The following is a 16,332-nucleotide window of genomic DNA, read 5'->3' on the forward strand; positions in this document are numbered from 1 at the left end:
CTTTATTGCTTTGGCATGAGTAAGTTAAAAGTACCAACTCAATATGATATTACTTCTCTAAACACTGAGGGTAGTAAGCTATATCGAACATTAAAAATCTGCTTTTCTGTTTTCAAAGGCAATTCCAAGAGATACGATGTTTTCACAAGAGATTTGTTAATTGCTTTCGTGTTTTCTCTTTTAAGAAAAAATGTTATTTGGGAGGCTCATCAAGGAACGAGTAAAACAGCTAGAATTATGCTAAAGCTACTAAGCTTGTTTAAAAATTTTAAGGTTTTAACTATTTCAGAGGCATTAAAGCTGGCTGATGAAATACCAATCCCAAAAAAAAGAATTTACTCTTACCACGATGGCTGTGAATTGAGCATTAACCGAGTGGAGACACAAGTACTTACCTTTGATAAAAAGACTGCTCTGTACACAGGGGCATTACATAAGGGTGAAGATGTGGATTCGTTGAGCCCTTTGTTTAATAGTTTCCCTGATTGGGATTTCATATTTATAGGCGGTAAAGAAGCGGAAGTAAAAATTTATTCAAACCGCTATTCTTCATTTAAAAACGTAAAGTTTTTAGGTCGCATGCCTCATTCTGACGTACTAAATTACCAGTTTTCTGCGGATGTATTGTTATTTCCATTGACGAAAACTAATAAACTTTGGAAATATACTTCACCTCTTAAATTATTTGAATATATGAAGGCAGGTAAGCCGATCGTTGGATCTAATATAGGCTCAGTATCTGAGATTTTAGACCAAAGTAATGGCTTTGTTTTTAACGAAAGGCTAGATTTGGTTAATGCCTTTAACAGTTACTGCAAGGCATCCGATGAGGACATTAAGCACATGATAGAAAAAAATAAGAGCTTAATTGAAAATCGATATAATTGGGCTTCTCGCGCAAAGTTTATTATAGAGAAAATGTTTGATGACAGGTAATAAATCTTTAGCGGTTGTGATTACTGCTAACACTAGCTGGTACCTCTATAATTTTAGAAAGAATACTATTTTAGCTATTATTGCTGAAGGAAATGAGGTTTATGCTGTTGCACCTAAAGATGCTTATTCAAAAAAACTTGAAGAGTTAGGGTGTAAATTTATCAATATTGAGATTGATAGTGGGGGCACAAACCCTATTAAGGATATGGGCACACTTTATAACTTTTATAAGATTTATAAAGGTAAAAAAGTTGATGTTGTATTAAATTTCACTCCTAAAAATAATATATATAGTACGTTTGCAGCTAGAACCGCTGGTGTTAGAGTCATTAATAATATTGCAGGTTTGGGGACGCTATTCATCAACGAAAGTATCCCCTCTAAAATAGCGAGATTACTTTACAAATATAGCCAATCTAAAGCTGATTTTATTTTTTTTCAAAATGAAGATGATAGAGCGTTATTTAAATTTCATAAAATAGCCCAAAATGTAAAGTCGGATCGACTGCCGGGTTCTGGTGCAGATTTATCTCGTTTTACAGTATCTCCCGCCCCTGATGATGGTGTTGTTAGGTTTTTGCTTATTGCTCGTATGCTTTTTGATAAGGGGATAGGGCAATATGTTGAAGCTGCAAGGGTTCTTAAAGACAAGTACGGTAGTAGCGTAGAGTTTAAATTACTCGGTTTTTTAGATGTTGATAACCCCTCCGCAGTATCGAAAGAGCAAATGGCAGAGTGGGTGAATGAAGGTGTAGTTAATTACCTTGGTACATCTGACAATGTAGAAGCTGAAATAGCACAGGTTGACTGTATGGTACTACCTTCATACTACCGTGAAGGTGTGCCAAAGTCTCTGCTTGAAGCTGGCGCTATGGGCAAACCAATAGTTACTACTGATAACGTGGGCTGCCGGGAGACTGTTGATGATGGATACAATGGCTTTATTTGTAAACCTAAAAGTAGCAAGAGCTTAGAATTTTCATTAGATAAAATTATTGCCCTAAGCCATGATGAACGATTAAAGCTAGGCAGTAACAGTCGTTTAAAAATAGAAAGTGAATTTGATGAAAGGATAGTAATTGAAAAGTATTTAAAAGCTATTATGCGTTGATTCTTTTTATTCTCTACATCCTAAAATAAAAACAAGTGAAATTATATGATATTACCAGTAATTATGGCAGGTGGCTCTGGCACTCGACTTTGGCCGCTATCACGAGGCAATTATCCAAAACAGTTTTTAACTTTGAGTGGCGATCATTCAATGTTGCAAAATACTTTGACTCGCTTAGATGGATTAGCTCATTCACCAGCCATGCTAATTTGTAATGAAGAACACCGTTTTATAGCTGCGGAGCAAGTACGTCAATTAGGTATCAAGCACAGCGGCATATTTTTAGAGCCCGTTGGGCGTAATACAGCCCCTGCCATAGCGCTTTCAGCCTTTAAAGCATTAGAAAATGGTGAAGACCCATTGTTACTTATACTTGCTGCGGACCATGTTATTAATGATACGAGTGCTTTTCAGCAAAGTGTTAACCAAGCGGCAACGCTTGCTAAGCAAGGTAAGTTGGTGACCTTTGGTATTGTGGGTAATAAACCGGAAACAGGTTATGGCTATATTAAGCGCGGTGAGCAGTATCAAACTGGGTTTGTGGTAGAACGTTTTGTAGAAAAGCCGAATGAAGCCACAGCACAAGAATATATTAAAAGCGGTGACTACTACTGGAATAGCGGCATGTTTTTGTTTAAAGCAAGTCGTTACCTAGAGGAGCTAAAAGCATTCCGCCCAGATATATATGCTGCGTGTGAAAAAGCAATGCAATTACAAAATGATGATATGGATTTTGTACGTGTAGATAAAGCCGCATTTGAATTGTGCCCAGATGAATCGATTGACTACGCCGTAATGGAACAAACCAAAGATGCTGTTGTTGTGCCTATGGATGCTGGCTGGAGTGATGTGGGCGGCTTTGCTGCACTGTGGGAAGTATCAGCACAAGATGAAAATGGTAATGCGTTTAAAGGTGATGTAAAAGCCGTTGATACAAAAAATACCCTAGTGTTTGGCGAAGATAAACTTGTTGCTACCGTTGGCGTTGAAGACTTAGTCATCGTAAACACCAAAGATGCGGTGCTGGTTGCGCATAAAAACAAGTCTCAGCATGTAAAAGCAATCGTGCAACAATTAAAAGATGAGCAGCGAACAGAGGCTAAATTACACAGAGAGGTCTACCGCCCTTGGGGTAAGTATGACTCTGTTGATAATGGTGAACGTTTTCAAGTTAAGCGTATTACAGTAAAGCCGGGGGCAAAATTGTCTGTGCAAATGCATCACCACCGTGCAGAGCACTGGATTGTTGTATCGGGCACGGCCAAAGTACAAATTGATGATACAGAGCAGTATGTAACAGAGAACGAGTCGGTTTATATTCCTATTACAGCCGTTCACGCTTTAGAAAACCCGGGTAAGGTTAATTTAGAGTTGATTGAAGTGCAATCAGGCTCTTACCTTGGTGAAGACGACATAGTGCGTTTTGAAGACCGCTATGGACGCGTAAAGTAGAGCTATTTTATAGCGTTAGTGCTTTATAATATTAACCACTGCGAGGCTAAAACTCTTTCGGTGGTCAAAACGTCCAACAAGAGCTTTTAGTACTCTTCAAGTAAATGTCTTATATGCTCACAGCGATGTGTATTTTTCAGCATTCACTTTTAGGTTTTCGATGAAACACTAGTCTGATAAATCCGAAAAAGAAACGTACATTCTTTTGTTTATAAAGTGAAAGTGCATTACTGCTTGGATACCATAAAATTAAAATAGTCCGGAAGTTTAATGAATAAATTGATAAGTTCTCAAGTAATCACGCAAAGTGGTATTGCTTTTGGTACCAGTGGGGCACGAGGTTTAGTCAATGACTTTACGCCAAACGTATGCGCAGCGTTTGCTACCGCCTTTGTAAAATCAATTGATAATGAATTTAGTTTTAATACTGTTGCATTGGCGATAGATAACCGACCAAGTAGTTATGCGATGGCGCAAGCTTGCGCGCAAGGGTTAAAGCAACTGAATATTGATACCGTTTACTATGGTGTAATACCCACCCCGGCATTGGCTTATAAAGCGATGCGAGACGCAATGCCGAGTATAATGATTACAGGCAGCCATATTCCTTTTGACCGCAATGGCTTAAAGTTTTACCGCCCGGATGGTGAAATAACGAAAGAAGATGAGCAGGCTATTTTACATAATGATGCGCCTTTTATGCCGTTGAGTGGATTATCAGCATTAACTGTGAGTAATGCAGCAGAGCAGGTGTATATAAGCCGATATGCAGAGCTATTTAGTGCTGATGCTCTCGCGGGTAAAAAAATAGGAATATACGAGCACTCAAGCGCGGGGCGTGATATATATAAAGCATTATTTGAAAGCCTAGGCGCAGAAGTAACTAGTTTAGAAAGAAGTGATACCTTTGTTCCTATAGACACCGAAGCCGTGTCGGATGAGGATAAGCAAAAAGCCCGTGATTGGTCAAAAGCGCATGGTTTTGATGCGATATTTTCAACAGATGGTGATGGCGACCGTCCGTTAATAGCCGATGAAAATGGGGAGTGGCTGCGAGGCGATATACTTGGTTTGTTATGTAGTAAGTTGCTGAATATTGAAGCGTTAGCTATACCTGTGAGTTGTAATACGGCAATAGAAAAATCTGGTTACTTTAAACATGTAGTGCGCACCCAAATTGGTTCCCCCCATGTAATTTCTGAGTTTGCAGAGCTAAGTGAATCATTTTCTTCTGTGGCTGGTTTTGAGGCTAACGGTGGCTATTTATTAGGTACAGACGTAACCCTTAACGATAAGCTATTAACCGCACTACCTACTCGTGATGCATTACTACCTGCATTTATGTTATTAACTGAGCCACAAAGTATTTCTGAGTTGATAAAAGGCCTTCCAAAGCGTTTTACAGCAAGTGATCGGATACAAAACTTTGCTAAAGAACAAAGTTTAGATTTAATTAATGAGCTTAAAAGTAATGCTACACCTTTTTTAAAAAAACTAGGTGTAGAAGGTGTTTATGAAACTAATATAACAGATGGTTTGCGCATAACGCTAAGTAATGGTGACATACTTCATTTGCGTCCATCAGGTAATGCGCCTGAACTTAGATGTTATGCAGAAGCTGATAGCACAGCTAAGGCTATAGATTATGTGCAGTCAGTGCTAAAGTTAATTGCAATTTAATTTATAATAGTATTTTAATGTAGTTTTTTATAAGGATAACAATGTTTATCGATTTACTACTTACCTTTTTTATTTCGTTTGCAGTGTTATTTTTAATGCGTAAAGTCGCACGAAATGTAGGATTAGTCGACAAGCCTTCAGGCAGAAAAATGCATACGGGTAATATTCCGCTAGTGGGTGGAGTGGCCATTTGTATAACCATAGTAAACTACATTTACACGCACCCAGGTATGATTAATCATGCTAACTTATACATGTACTGTATTGTAGGTTTAACTGCGGTAGGCGCATTAGATGACCGCTTTGATTTAAGCGTAAAAATACGCATGCTGGTACAAGCGATTATATCGGTTGCAATGATTTACTTTGCAAAAGCTGAGTTGGTTACATTGGGTAATATTTTAGGGCTTGGTGAAATAGCGTTAAGTTATGGTTATGTAGGTGGCTTTATTACCGTAATTGCCGTTATTGGCTGTATAAACGCGTTTAATATGGTTGATGGTATTGATGGACTGTTAGGTGGTTTATCGGTAGTGACCTTTGGTGCCATTGGTATTTTATTAAACCTAGCTAATGAGCAGAGCTTAAGCTATTTATGTTTGCTATTAGTGGTATGTATGATCCCCTATATTGTTATGAACCTAGGCCTAATTGGGCGTGAACGAAAAGTGTTTATGGGCGATGCGGGCAGCATGATGATCGGTTTTACTGTTATTTGGCTGTTAATCGGGGCAAGCCAAACGCCTGGCAACCCGATGATTCGCCCGGTCACAGCGTTATGGCTAATAGCATTACCGCTTATGGACATGGTTGCTATTATGATACGCCGCATAAAACAAGGTAAATCACCTTTTAAGCCCGACCGTGAACACTTACACCATATTTGCCAACGTTTGGGCTGCTCGCCAACGCAAACACTTGTTTTAATATGTAGTGTCGCTGCAGCGTTTGCGGGGGTGGGGATAATAGGTGAGGTTTTTGCTATACCTGAATTTTTAATGTTTTACAGTTTTATAGCCATGTTCTTTGCTTACTTATTGGTGCTTATAAATTACTGTAAAATTATTAACTTTTTTAGGCGCAAACTCGATTTACCAGAAAAGCAGTATTCTGCGAGTAAATAAAGCGTTTATGAGCTTATTTCGAAACTAGCTTTATTCCACATTAAAAATTTTTAAATATTGACTAATCTTAAAGGATTAATATGAAAATAACGGTAGTAGGTACGGGTTATGTAGGCCTTTCGAACGCTATGCTTTTATCGCAACATAACGAAGTGGTTGCGCTTGATATAGACGAGAATAAAATAGCGCTGCTTAATAAAAAAGAGTCGCCGATTGTTGACACTGAGATTAGTGAGTTTTTATTACGTAGCGACTTAAACTTTACAGCCACTACAGATAAATTAGCCGCCTATAAAAATGCTGATTATGTAATTATTGCAACGCCAACCGATTACGATGTTGAAAATAATTACTTTAATACCAGCTCGGTTGAAGCAGTAATTAAAGATGCTATGACGCATAATCCTAATGCAGTAATGGTGATTAAGTCGACTATTCCGGTTGGCTTTACTGCCGATATTAAAAAGCAATTAGGTGCTGAAAACTTAATATTTTCGCCAGAGTTTTTACGTGAAGGCAAAGCGCTTTACGATAACTTACACCCTTCACGCATTGTTGTAGGCGAGCAAAGCGAACGTGCCACTATTTTTGCTAATTTACTTAAGCAAGGCGCTGTTAAGCAAGATGTTGAAGTGCTATTTACTGACTCAACTGAAGCTGAAGCCATTAAGTTATTTTCTAACACTTACTTAGCTATGCGCGTAGCGTACTTTAATGAGCTGGATAGCTACGCAGAGGCGCACGGTTTAAACAGCAAGCAAATTATTCAAGGCGTTGGGTTAGACCCACGTATTGGCAGCCATTATAACAACCCATCGTTCGGGTATGGTGGCTACTGTTTACCAAAAGACACAAAGCAACTGCGTGCTAACTACCAAGACGTACCAAACAATATTATTGGCGCAATTGTAGACGCAAACACGACACGTAAAGACTTTATTGCCGATTCAATCATTAAACGCAGCCCTAAAATTGTGGGTGTGTATCGCTTAGTAATGAAAACCGGCTCAGATAACTTTAGGGCGTCTGCCATTCAAGGCATTATGAAGCGCATTAAAGCCAAAGGTATTGAGGTGGTTGTTTATGAGCCAGTGCTTGAAGAGAGTGAGTTTTACCATTCACGCGTTATAAAAGACTTAAATGAGTTTAAGCAAATATCTGATGTTGTGGTTTCTAACCGTATGGTTGAAGAGCTAAGCGACATTGCAGATAAAGTATATACGCGTGATTTATTTGGTAGTGATTAATAAACAAAGTTTAAAGACTAAAGGTTAAAGGCTAAAGTATAAGTCAAAAACTAAGGTGAATTTATATTAGGGGGCGTTGTGCAATTTGAAGACTTAAACGTTTGGCAACGCTCTACTGACTTAGCTTGTGAAGTTTTTATTTATTTTAAGGTAAGTAATTTGGTTTAAAAGATCAAATTACGCGCTCAGCATTATCAATTTCATCAAATATTGCTGAGGGTTATGAGAGAAAGACAGCTAAAGATTACTGCCGTTTTCTCTCTTACTCCAAAGGTAGCTGTGGAGAGCTTCGTTCACAGTTATATATTGCCTTAAAAATTGGTGAGGTTGATACAAAAACAGCAGAAATCTGGATAGAAGAGTCTAGGCAGTTGTCAAAAATGATATCATTCCTTAATGAAAACGATTGAAACTTGGGATTAGGTTTTTAGTCTTCAACTTTCAACTTTCAACTTTCAACTTTCAACTTTCAACTTTCAACTTTCAACTTTATCAGTTTAAATATTAGGAAATTATGAAATACTTAGTTACAGGTGCTGCAGGTTTTATTGGTGCAGCAACGTGTCAAAAATTATTGGCTGCTGGCCATGTGGTTGTTGGTATAGATAACCTAAACGATTATTACGATGTAAATTTAAAGCTTGCACGCTTGGCGCAGTTTGAAAGCCACGATAACTTTACGTTTATTAAGCTTGATATAAGCGAACGTGCAGCAATGAGTGAATTATTTGCAGCAGAGCAGTTTGATAAAGTAATACACTTGGCTGCACAAGCAGGTGTGCGCTATTCAATAGAAAACCCCGACGCCTACGCCGACTCTAACTTAGTAGGACACTTAAATGTGCTTGAAGGGTGTAGGCATAACAATGTTAAGCACCTTGTTTATGCGTCGTCTAGTTCTGTTTATGGCCTAAACGAAAAAACACCATTTGAAACAACCGACAGTGTTGACCACCCGGTATCGTTTTATGCGGCAACTAAAAAAGCAAATGAGCTAATGGCTCATAGCTACTCGCATTTATATAGTTTACCTACCACAGGCTTACGTTTTTTTACGGTTTATGGCCCATGGGGGCGCCCAGATATGGCGCCGTATATTTTTACTAAAAAAATACTCGACGGCGACACCATTGATATAAACAACAATGGTGATATGTGGCGCGACTTTACTTACATTGACGATATTGTAGAAGGTGTTGTACGTGCTGCCGATGTTATACCTAAAGCAAACCCAAGCTGGCGTGTAGAAAGCGGCTCGCCAGCTACAAGCTCAGCTCCTTATGCGGTTTATAATATTGGCCACGGTAGCCCAATAAACCTTATGAAGTTTATTGAAGCAATTGAGGCCGAGCTTGGTACAGAGGCAAATAAAAACTTCCGTGAAATGCAAGCAGGCGATGTTTATAAAACCTTTGCCGACACGCAAGACCTGTTTAATGCGACGGGTTATAAAGCTCAAGTAGGTGTTAAACAAGGCGTTAGCGAGTTAATTAAGTGGTATAAAAGCTTTTACAAGTAACTTTATTACTAAGTAAACACTGCTTTTAAGCGGTGTTTACTCTTATATAGTTAAAAGATTAAAAATCTTCTATTCATCTTCTATCTACATTTAATCTGTTAGTTTAAAAATAATTAATTTAAAAAATAAAGGACTACCTATGAAAGCTGTAATTCCTGTTGCTGGCCTTGGCACGCGTATGCTACCCATGACCAAAGCAATCCCTAAAGAAATGCTCCCTATTGTTGATAAGCCTCTTATTCAATACATTGTTAATGAATGTGTAGCTGCAGGCATTAAAGAAATTGTGTTAGTTACTCATAGCTCTAAAAACGCGATTGAAAACCACTTTGATACCAGCTACGAGCTTGAAGCAACACTTGAAAAACGCGTTAAACGCACACTACTTGAAGAAGTCCGTTCTATTTGCCCAAATGATGTAACCATTATGCACGTTCGCCAAGGCGAAGCTAAGGGCTTAGGCCACGCGATTTTATGTGCAAAGCCCATTGTAGGTAATGACGATTTTGTAGTTGTGCTACCCGATGTAATACTTGATGCGTATACGGCTAACCAAAAAACAGAAAACCTTGCCGCGATGATTGCACGTTTTAATGAAACGCAAGCAAGCCAAATTATGCTTGAACCTGTGGCTATGGATGATGTAAGCAAGTACGGTATTGCCGATATCAATGGTGTGCAATTAGCACCGGGTGAAAGCGCTAAAATTAAAACTATGGTTGAAAAGCCGGATGTTGACGTTGCGCCTTCAAACCTTGCTGTTGTTGGCCGTTATGTATTAAGTAAAAATATTTGGCCATTACTTGCTAAAACCCCAGTAGGGGCGGGTGGCGAAATACAATTAACCGACTCGATTGATGCGTTAATGGCGCAAGAAACGGTTGAGGCATTTCATATGAGTGGCCGCGCGCACGACTGTGGCGACAAGCTGGGCTATTTAAAGGCGATTGTTGAATATGGTATGCGTGATGAAAAGCTGGGTAAAGAATTTGCACAGCATTTAAATACATTAGTTAATGGTGAAAATGCGGCAACACTTAACAATGTGGTTAATTTGTAATAAATAATTTGGTTTACTTTAAAATTATAAAACCGTGTTTAATTTAAACACGGTTTTTTTGTTTTTTAGACAAGTTTTGTATTTGGTTAATAAAGTGAATAAAACATTTTTATCACCACAGAGAAGATAAGGAGAAGTACAGGAGAAGATACTAGAAAATAGTATGTTTCCTCAGTGTAGCGTGCAGCGCCCCGGTGCCCTAGGTGGTAGAAATTGTTTTGTGGTTAGGTTTGTACCTGATTTATAAAGTAAATAAGACATTATAATCACCACAAAGAAGACAAGGAGCAGTGCAGGAGAAGATACTAGAAAATAGTATGTCTCCTCAGTGTAGCGCGCAGCGCCTCGGTGCTCTCGGTGGTTAACATTTTTTGCGGTTAAATTTTTTACCTAAATGATAAGGTAAATAAAACATTTTTATCACCACAGAGAAGGCAAGGAGTAGTTCAGGAGAAGATATTAGAAAATAGTATGTTTCCTCTGTGTAGGGCGCAGTGCTCTCGGTGGTCAAAATTGTCTAGCGGTTAAATTTTTTACCTGATTTATAAAGTGAATAAGACATTATAATCACCACAGAGAAGACAAGGAGCAGTGCAGGAGAAGCCAATTTAAACCAATATATTGTATAGCGATCTTCTCTGTGTAGCGCGCAGCGCCTCAGTGTGCTCGGTGGTAATTAAATCCCTAAATTATCTTAACGTAGGCATGAAGCTTGCTCACGCAAAAGGTTATTAATGTGACTATGTATAAATCAAATGGGCTAGCAAGCAAAGCGCTTACAAAAACAAGCTTGGGTACTCTGCTGGTATTCAGGAAGTATAGTTTATATGGCTTTTGAAAGCGCGAAATAGACTCGCGCTTCCAAATTTAAAAGTTAGCGGAGAAAGCGATTCTTGAAAATGCTTCGCCATACACATCTTTACCTAGGTAAAGCTCAGCGCCTAGGCTTTTAGCGCCCCAAATAGGTTTGTTTAATTTACGTGTATAGGCTGTTTGGAGTTCGTAACTTGTATTGTAACCATCTCGCTTGTTTGTAAGGCCACGTAACGTTGTATTCAAGCCCTCTTTAGCGCTAAGCTGCCAATGCCAGTTAACACTCATCGATTTAGCTGGGGTATAGTCGGTATAGTCGTGCTCGTCTCCACCCCAGTGGCCTATTACGTTGCCTGAGTTGCGGTTACCATCTAAATAAATACCGTTAGCGTACCATCTTTCTTGCCAATTATTGTGTTCAAAACGCAAGCTGTGGTTATTTGCAACAAAAGGTAAATAAAGCCCAAAACTATAAGCATTATTACGAGAGCCACCTAGTGTGTCTTCAAGGGCTATTTCACTATAAATCTCATACGGTAAATCAAATAGGCTATTATTGTATTCAAACGTGATTGATCCTAATTGATCACCCAGCTCAAAGTTTTCACCAAATTCATTAGCATCATCGCTGCCTACGTTATCTTTAGCGCCGGGTGTAAAAAAGCCTTCTGCAAAGTCTTTTAACGTAACGCTGCGCGGACCGCCACCAAACTGCATTAAGCGGCTTAGGCCAATGGTTAAGTTATCTGTTGCTGCAAAACTAATATGTAAGCCGTATAAATAAGGTTTACCTGGTTCAAATACTCTTTCTACACCACTTTGTTTGCCTTCTTTTAAAATTCCACGCTGCTCGGTCATTTTACTAATAAACATATCGTACCGAATGTTAAAGTTAGTTATTGGTTCAACATTACTTATGGTAAGTGACGGCGTTGTTTTAGCGTGTGTGCTTAATAGCATGGCGCTGTCGTTAAAAGGCGAATACCAATGTTCTCGGTAGCCTATATCGAGCTGTGCATATTTATTACCGAGGTAAATAAAACTTTGGGTTGGGAGTATTTCGCTTTCGTTTGCAATGCCTGCCACGCTTACACCAAAGTAACGGCCAAAGTTAGCGTAAGCGCCACCTTCAACAATTAAGTTGGTTTTAGTTGTTTGCCCGCGTTGATTGGGTAGTGTTTTGTTTTTTGTACCAGCAGCAAGGGTTGCTTTAACTAATGTACCTGCATCACTTTGTATATAAGGGCTTATTTGGTACGACAGAGTTTGGTAAAGCTCTGGGTAACTATGCCTAATGGTTTGTAGTACGTTGTATATATCGTGCGCTTTATAAGGCCTGCTCATAATGTGGGTATTTTTACTTACTGCTAAAAGGCGTTCTACATTATGCTCTAACTCTGGTGCTTGGTTTAAAGGTAAATATGGCGATACGCCTCCCTTTGCTAAAGCGTTTGCACTTAATGCTAATGCTATAAGTAACGATGTTTTTTTGAGCATAATTATTCCGTTTGCCAATTTTTATAGTAAGTAAATACGTTAATGCGAGGTTAGCAATAAATACGTTAGTAAGAAAGAAAAAAGCGTTAATACATAGTGGTTTTAAGTTGCTAGTTATAAGGGAAAGTTTCTAGATATTAGATGGCAGTTACAGGTGTTAGTTTTCCATTTAAGTTGGCGGCAGTTATCAGAATAGTTATTAAGGTTTGTATTGATGAGCGTTATTTAAAAAAGTGATTTATTCACCACAGAGAAGACAAGGAGCTGTACAGGAGAAGTAATTCTAAAACATACATATTGTATTACGCTCTTCTCAGTAAAGCGCGCAGCGCCTCGGTGCTCTCGGTGGTAATTAAACTCCATTAAGAAATACAACAAAAAGTGATTTATGCACCACAGAGAAGGCAAGGAGCAGTGCAGGAGAAGCCATTTAAAAACCGGAGTTTTTCAAGTTAGTTGTCGCCTCAAGTTAAATTTTATGCCGCCCGCATTTCTTCTTTTTTCTCAGGGTTTAAATTTACTTCATTTATCATTGACCAGTCTCGTGACTTCCCTGACCAACGGCTTGGGTTATTCAATTTAGCTGCGTCGTTTACCTGCTGACGCTTAGCTAATATTTCTTTATCTAAACCTGAATGACGTTGGTTTGGCGTCACAAATTTTATACCACTGTGTAGGTGCTCATTATTGTACCAATCAACGAACCCACTTACCCATTCTCTTGCTGCGCTTATATCTTCAAATGGCTTTTCTGGGTATTCTGGGCGATACTTTAACGTTTTAAATAACGACTCAGAGTATGGATTGTCATTACTTACTGACGGTCGACTAAATGATGGCACAATCCCTAACTCCTGTAATGTTGCCAGTAATGTCGCGCCTTTCATTGGGCTGCCATTATCTGAGTGTAACGTAACTTGCTCGCGCTTTATTTGCTCCCGACTGCAAATATCCTTCATTAAATCTGCGGCTAATTCACTTAACTGTGAGTCGTAAACTTGCCAGCCAACAACCTTTCGACTAAAAATGTCCATCACTAAATATAAGTATAAAAATTGCCCTTTTACGCTCGTTGGTAAATAGGTGATATCCCAAGTGTAGACTTCATTTGCACGCACTGCTTTCAATACTCTTGGCTTTTTTATCGGCTTAGCTGGCTTTACTTTTTCTCTATGCGTTAATAAGTTATGTGCCTTCATGACACGATAAAACGAACTTTCAGACGCTATCCATATGCCCTTATCAAGCAGCTTAGGGACTATTTTACTGGCCGGTAAATGCCCATATTCGGCTGAATTAGCCGTATTAATAATGCGCTGCCGCTCTAACTCTGTGAGACGGTTAGGCGGCTGTTTTTTCGTACTCGTCCGTTTGTCAGTCATATCGTCTGCTTCAATCCACCGCTGAACGGTTCTTAGTGTCAGTCCAAGTAACTCACATGCCTTTTCTTTCCTTGCCCCTGAAGCCTGTGCGTTTGTGATAAGCGTTATTAATTCATGTCGCTCAGTCGCTGTTGTTAATCGTCCTCGTTGAAACCCCAAAGTGCATCCGCTTTTTTTTTGAGTACAAGTAGAGCGGCAGTTTCAGCTAAGGCCTTATCTTTGCGATTCAGTTCTTTTTGCAGTTGCTTTATTTCTTGCTTAAGCTGTTTACTGTCTGACTTTACTGTTTTATTTGAAGGTGGTGTTACTAAGTCTTTCTTCCATTGCTGAATATGATGCGGATAAAGCCCTATATTACGGCAGTATTCATTTATGGCGGCTTCATCTAAACTTCCACACTCAATTACTGCGTTGAGTCTTTCTTCTAAACTCCAGTCTTGTGGTCGTTTTTCTGCTGTCATTTGGCTACCCGTCTGGTGTATTTCAAGTTGATGCTTTTTTGCCAGTGCTATCCAACGTTGTAACGTTGAATAACCGACACCTAAGTCATCTGCAATATCTTCTAAGCGAACATCATCACATTGAGATAATGCTTTTTCAACAGCTTGAACTTTAAACTCTTGTGTAAATTGACGTTTCATTTTATTTGCCTCTGCTAAATGTTAGAGGCGACAACTATCCTGACACAGGGGGAAACCAATGCATTGTATTACGGACTTCTCAGTGTAGCGCGCAGCGCCTCGGTGCTCTCGGTGGTCAAACTTGTTATGTAACTTGGGCGCCGTACCTAGTTGATAAAGTGAATAAAACATTATTATTACCACAGAGAAGACAAGGAGCAGTGCAGGCGGAGTGATTTTAAAACCAATTCATTGTATTAAGCTCTTCTCTGTGTAGCGCGCAGCGCCTCGGTGCTCAAAATTGTTTTGTGGTTAAGCTTTGTACTTGATTTATAAGGTGAATAAAACATTATTATCACCACAGAGAAGACAAGGAGTAGTACAGGAGAAGTAATTCTAAAACATATATATTGTATTACGCTCTTCTCTGTGAAGTGCGCAGCGCCTCAGTGTTCTCGGTGGTAATTAATTTTTAGAGTTATTTCAACGAAGGTGTGAAGCTTGCTCACGTAAAAGGTTGTTTATTTAACTATCTATAAACAAAGTACGTTAGCAAGCAAAGCGCATACATTAAATTCGCTGTGCTACTGTAAGTTTGCATTAGTAGATGAGCATTCCAACTTGTACCTTAACGTATATTGTGTGAAAAATTTGTATTTATGCTTATTGATAATAAAGCTGCGCCTATTAGCAAAGTCCACTATGCTATGGGCTATTCGTTATTTATATTTTTAAGGATTTATCATGATTGAACAAGGCCAAAACGTACCAGAGGTTACACTTACGCAGTTAACAAGCGAAGGTATGCAAACACTGACTAACAAAGAATTATTTGATGGTAAAAAAGTGGTGTTATTTGCTGTGCCGGGGGCGTTTACGCCAACGTGTTCAAATGCGCATTTACCTGAATTTATTACGCTTGCTGATAAAATTAAAGCAAAAGGTGTTGATGCTATTTATTGTGTTTCGGTAAACGATGCCTTTGTAATGAAAGCATGGGGCGACTCGCAAAACTCTGAAGAAGTATTAATGCTAGCCGATGGTGATGCAAGCTTTACCAAAGCACTCGGGCTTGAAAAAGACACCGCTGGCTTTGGTGGTATTCGTTCATCTCGCTACGCGATGATTGTAAATAACGGGGTCGTTACTGGGTTATTTGTAGAAGAAGGCAAAGAGTTCACGGTAAGCCGTGCAGAACATGTCTTAGAAAAGCTTTAAGGCCTCATTTAGTTTGTCAGTGGTTAGTACTTAGTTATCAGATAGAAGCTTTTAGACATTAGTGATTAGACTGAAGATTTTAGTTATTAATGAATATTGTATTTTTTGGCTAGTTTAGTTGGCTAGTTTAGTTAGCTAGTTGTTATTTGTATATTTAAAACTAAGCTAGTAAAAATGATATAAATAAAAGTAACACTAATGAATTTTGAAAATTTAGATGTATGGAAACGATCTGCACATCTTAGCGTAGATATTTACAGGTCTACAGCAGATATAAAAGATTATGGGTTCAGAGATCAGTTAACACGCTCAGGCCTTTCAGTGCCGAGCAACATTGCAGAAGGTGTGTGTAGAGAAAGCTATAAAGAGAAAAGTAGATTTATAGATATAGCTAGGGCTTCTCTTGCAGAAGCTAGAACACAGATATACATAGGCACAGAAATAGGTTACTTAAATAAGTCAACAAGCCAACAATGGATAATAGAAACAAAAGAATTAGCTGCTATGTTAACAAGCCTTAAAAATAAGTTTGATAACAGCTAACTTTAGAGTGTTTAGCTATTCATTCTCCGCGCTGAAAACTGAAAACTGAAAACTGAAAACTGAAAACTGAAAACTGAAAACTGAAAACTGAAAACTGAAAACTGAAAACTGAAAACTGAAAACTGAAAAC

The 16,332-nt window shown here is 38.7% G+C and carries 13 protein-coding genes; 11 read left to right on the top strand and 2 right to left on the bottom strand.

Translation table 11 applies throughout. The features are described 5' to 3' along the window. Positions 1-15 precede the first annotated feature (15 nt). From BCG07_RS06960 to galU, 9 genes are all read left to right on the top strand, one after another. The gene (locus tag BCG07_RS06960; RefSeq protein WP_286889486.1) at positions 16-936 is read left to right on the top strand and encodes a glycosyltransferase; all 921 of its coding nucleotides are present in this window, start codon (positions 16-18) and stop codon (positions 934-936) included. Next, the gene (locus BCG07_RS06965) at positions 926-2,047 is read left to right on the top strand and encodes a glycosyltransferase family 4 protein (protein WP_286889487.1); all 1,122 of its coding nucleotides are present in this window, start codon (positions 926-928) and stop codon (positions 2,045-2,047) included. Before BCG07_RS06960 ends, BCG07_RS06965 begins: the two co-directional genes overlap by 11 nt. Before the next feature lie 45 nt (positions 2,048-2,092). Continuing rightward, positions 2,093-3,499 (top strand): mannose-1-phosphate guanylyltransferase/mannose-6-phosphate isomerase, encoded by a 1,407-nt coding sequence (locus BCG07_RS06970; protein WP_286889490.1) that lies wholly within the window; start codon positions 2,093-2,095, stop codon positions 3,497-3,499. Positions 3,500-3,769: 270 nt separating this feature from the next. Next, on the top strand, positions 3,770-5,179 hold the full coding sequence (locus BCG07_RS06975; protein WP_286889492.1) for a phosphomannomutase: 1,410 nt from the start codon (positions 3,770-3,772) through the stop codon (positions 5,177-5,179). Positions 5,180-5,220: 41 nt separating this feature from the next. Next, positions 5,221-6,303: a UDP-N-acetylglucosamine--undecaprenyl-phosphate N-acetylglucosaminephosphotransferase gene (gene wecA / locus BCG07_RS06980; protein ID WP_286889494.1), complete on the top strand. Its 1,083-nt coding sequence runs from the start codon at positions 5,221-5,223 to the stop codon at positions 6,301-6,303. 80 nt (positions 6,304-6,383) lie between these two features. Next, positions 6,384-7,550 (top strand): nucleotide sugar dehydrogenase, encoded by a 1,167-nt coding sequence (locus tag BCG07_RS06985; protein ID WP_286889496.1) that lies wholly within the window; start codon positions 6,384-6,386, stop codon positions 7,548-7,550. 209 nt (positions 7,551-7,759) lie between these two features. Further along, positions 7,760-7,960 (top strand): four helix bundle protein, encoded by a 201-nt coding sequence (locus tag BCG07_RS06990; protein ID WP_286889509.1) that lies wholly within the window; start codon positions 7,760-7,762, stop codon positions 7,958-7,960. Between the two features lie 104 nt (positions 7,961-8,064). Next, positions 8,065-9,069, top strand: coding sequence for an NAD-dependent epimerase (locus tag BCG07_RS06995; RefSeq protein WP_286889498.1), 1,005 nt, complete (start codon positions 8,065-8,067; stop codon positions 9,067-9,069). 139 nt (positions 9,070-9,208) lie between these two features. Beyond that, complete coding sequence (gene galU, locus BCG07_RS07000; RefSeq protein WP_286889500.1) at positions 9,209-10,129, top strand: UTP--glucose-1-phosphate uridylyltransferase GalU; 921 nt, start codon at positions 9,209-9,211, stop codon at positions 10,127-10,129. 867 nt (positions 10,130-10,996) lie between these two features. Here the strand turns inward: galU and BCG07_RS07005 are convergent. Further along, positions 10,997-12,439 carry a capsule assembly Wzi family protein gene (locus tag BCG07_RS07005; RefSeq protein ID WP_286889502.1) on the bottom strand — a complete coding sequence of 481 codons (1,443 nt, stop codon included), beginning with the start codon at positions 12,437-12,439 and terminating at the stop codon, positions 10,997-10,999. A gap of 476 nt (positions 12,440-12,915) precedes the next feature. Further along, positions 12,916-14,462 (bottom strand): IS3 family transposase gene (locus BCG07_RS07010; protein WP_086007399.1). Its coding sequence is split into 2 segments (ribosomal slippage): positions 12,916-13,982 and positions 13,982-14,462, totalling 1,548 coding nucleotides; the frame shifts between segments, so codons are not numbered across the junction. Between the two features lie 723 nt (positions 14,463-15,185). Between BCG07_RS07010 and BCG07_RS07015 the strand changes: the two genes are divergently transcribed. Together BCG07_RS07015 and BCG07_RS07020 are read left to right on the top strand one after the other, a co-directional pair. Next, positions 15,186-15,659 (top strand): peroxiredoxin, encoded by a 474-nt coding sequence (locus BCG07_RS07015; RefSeq protein WP_286889505.1) that lies wholly within the window; start codon positions 15,186-15,188, stop codon positions 15,657-15,659. 198 nt (positions 15,660-15,857) lie between these two features. Further along, complete coding sequence (locus BCG07_RS07020) at positions 15,858-16,202, top strand: four helix bundle protein (RefSeq protein ID WP_286889507.1); 345 nt, start codon at positions 15,858-15,860, stop codon at positions 16,200-16,202. Positions 16,203-16,332: the final 130 nt, after the last annotated feature.

The sequence above is a fragment of the Pseudoalteromonas sp. ESRF-bin5 genome (assembly GCF_002632075.1).
In the GTDB taxonomy this organism is placed as follows: Bacteria; Pseudomonadota; Gammaproteobacteria; order Enterobacterales; family Alteromonadaceae; genus Pseudoalteromonas; species Pseudoalteromonas marina.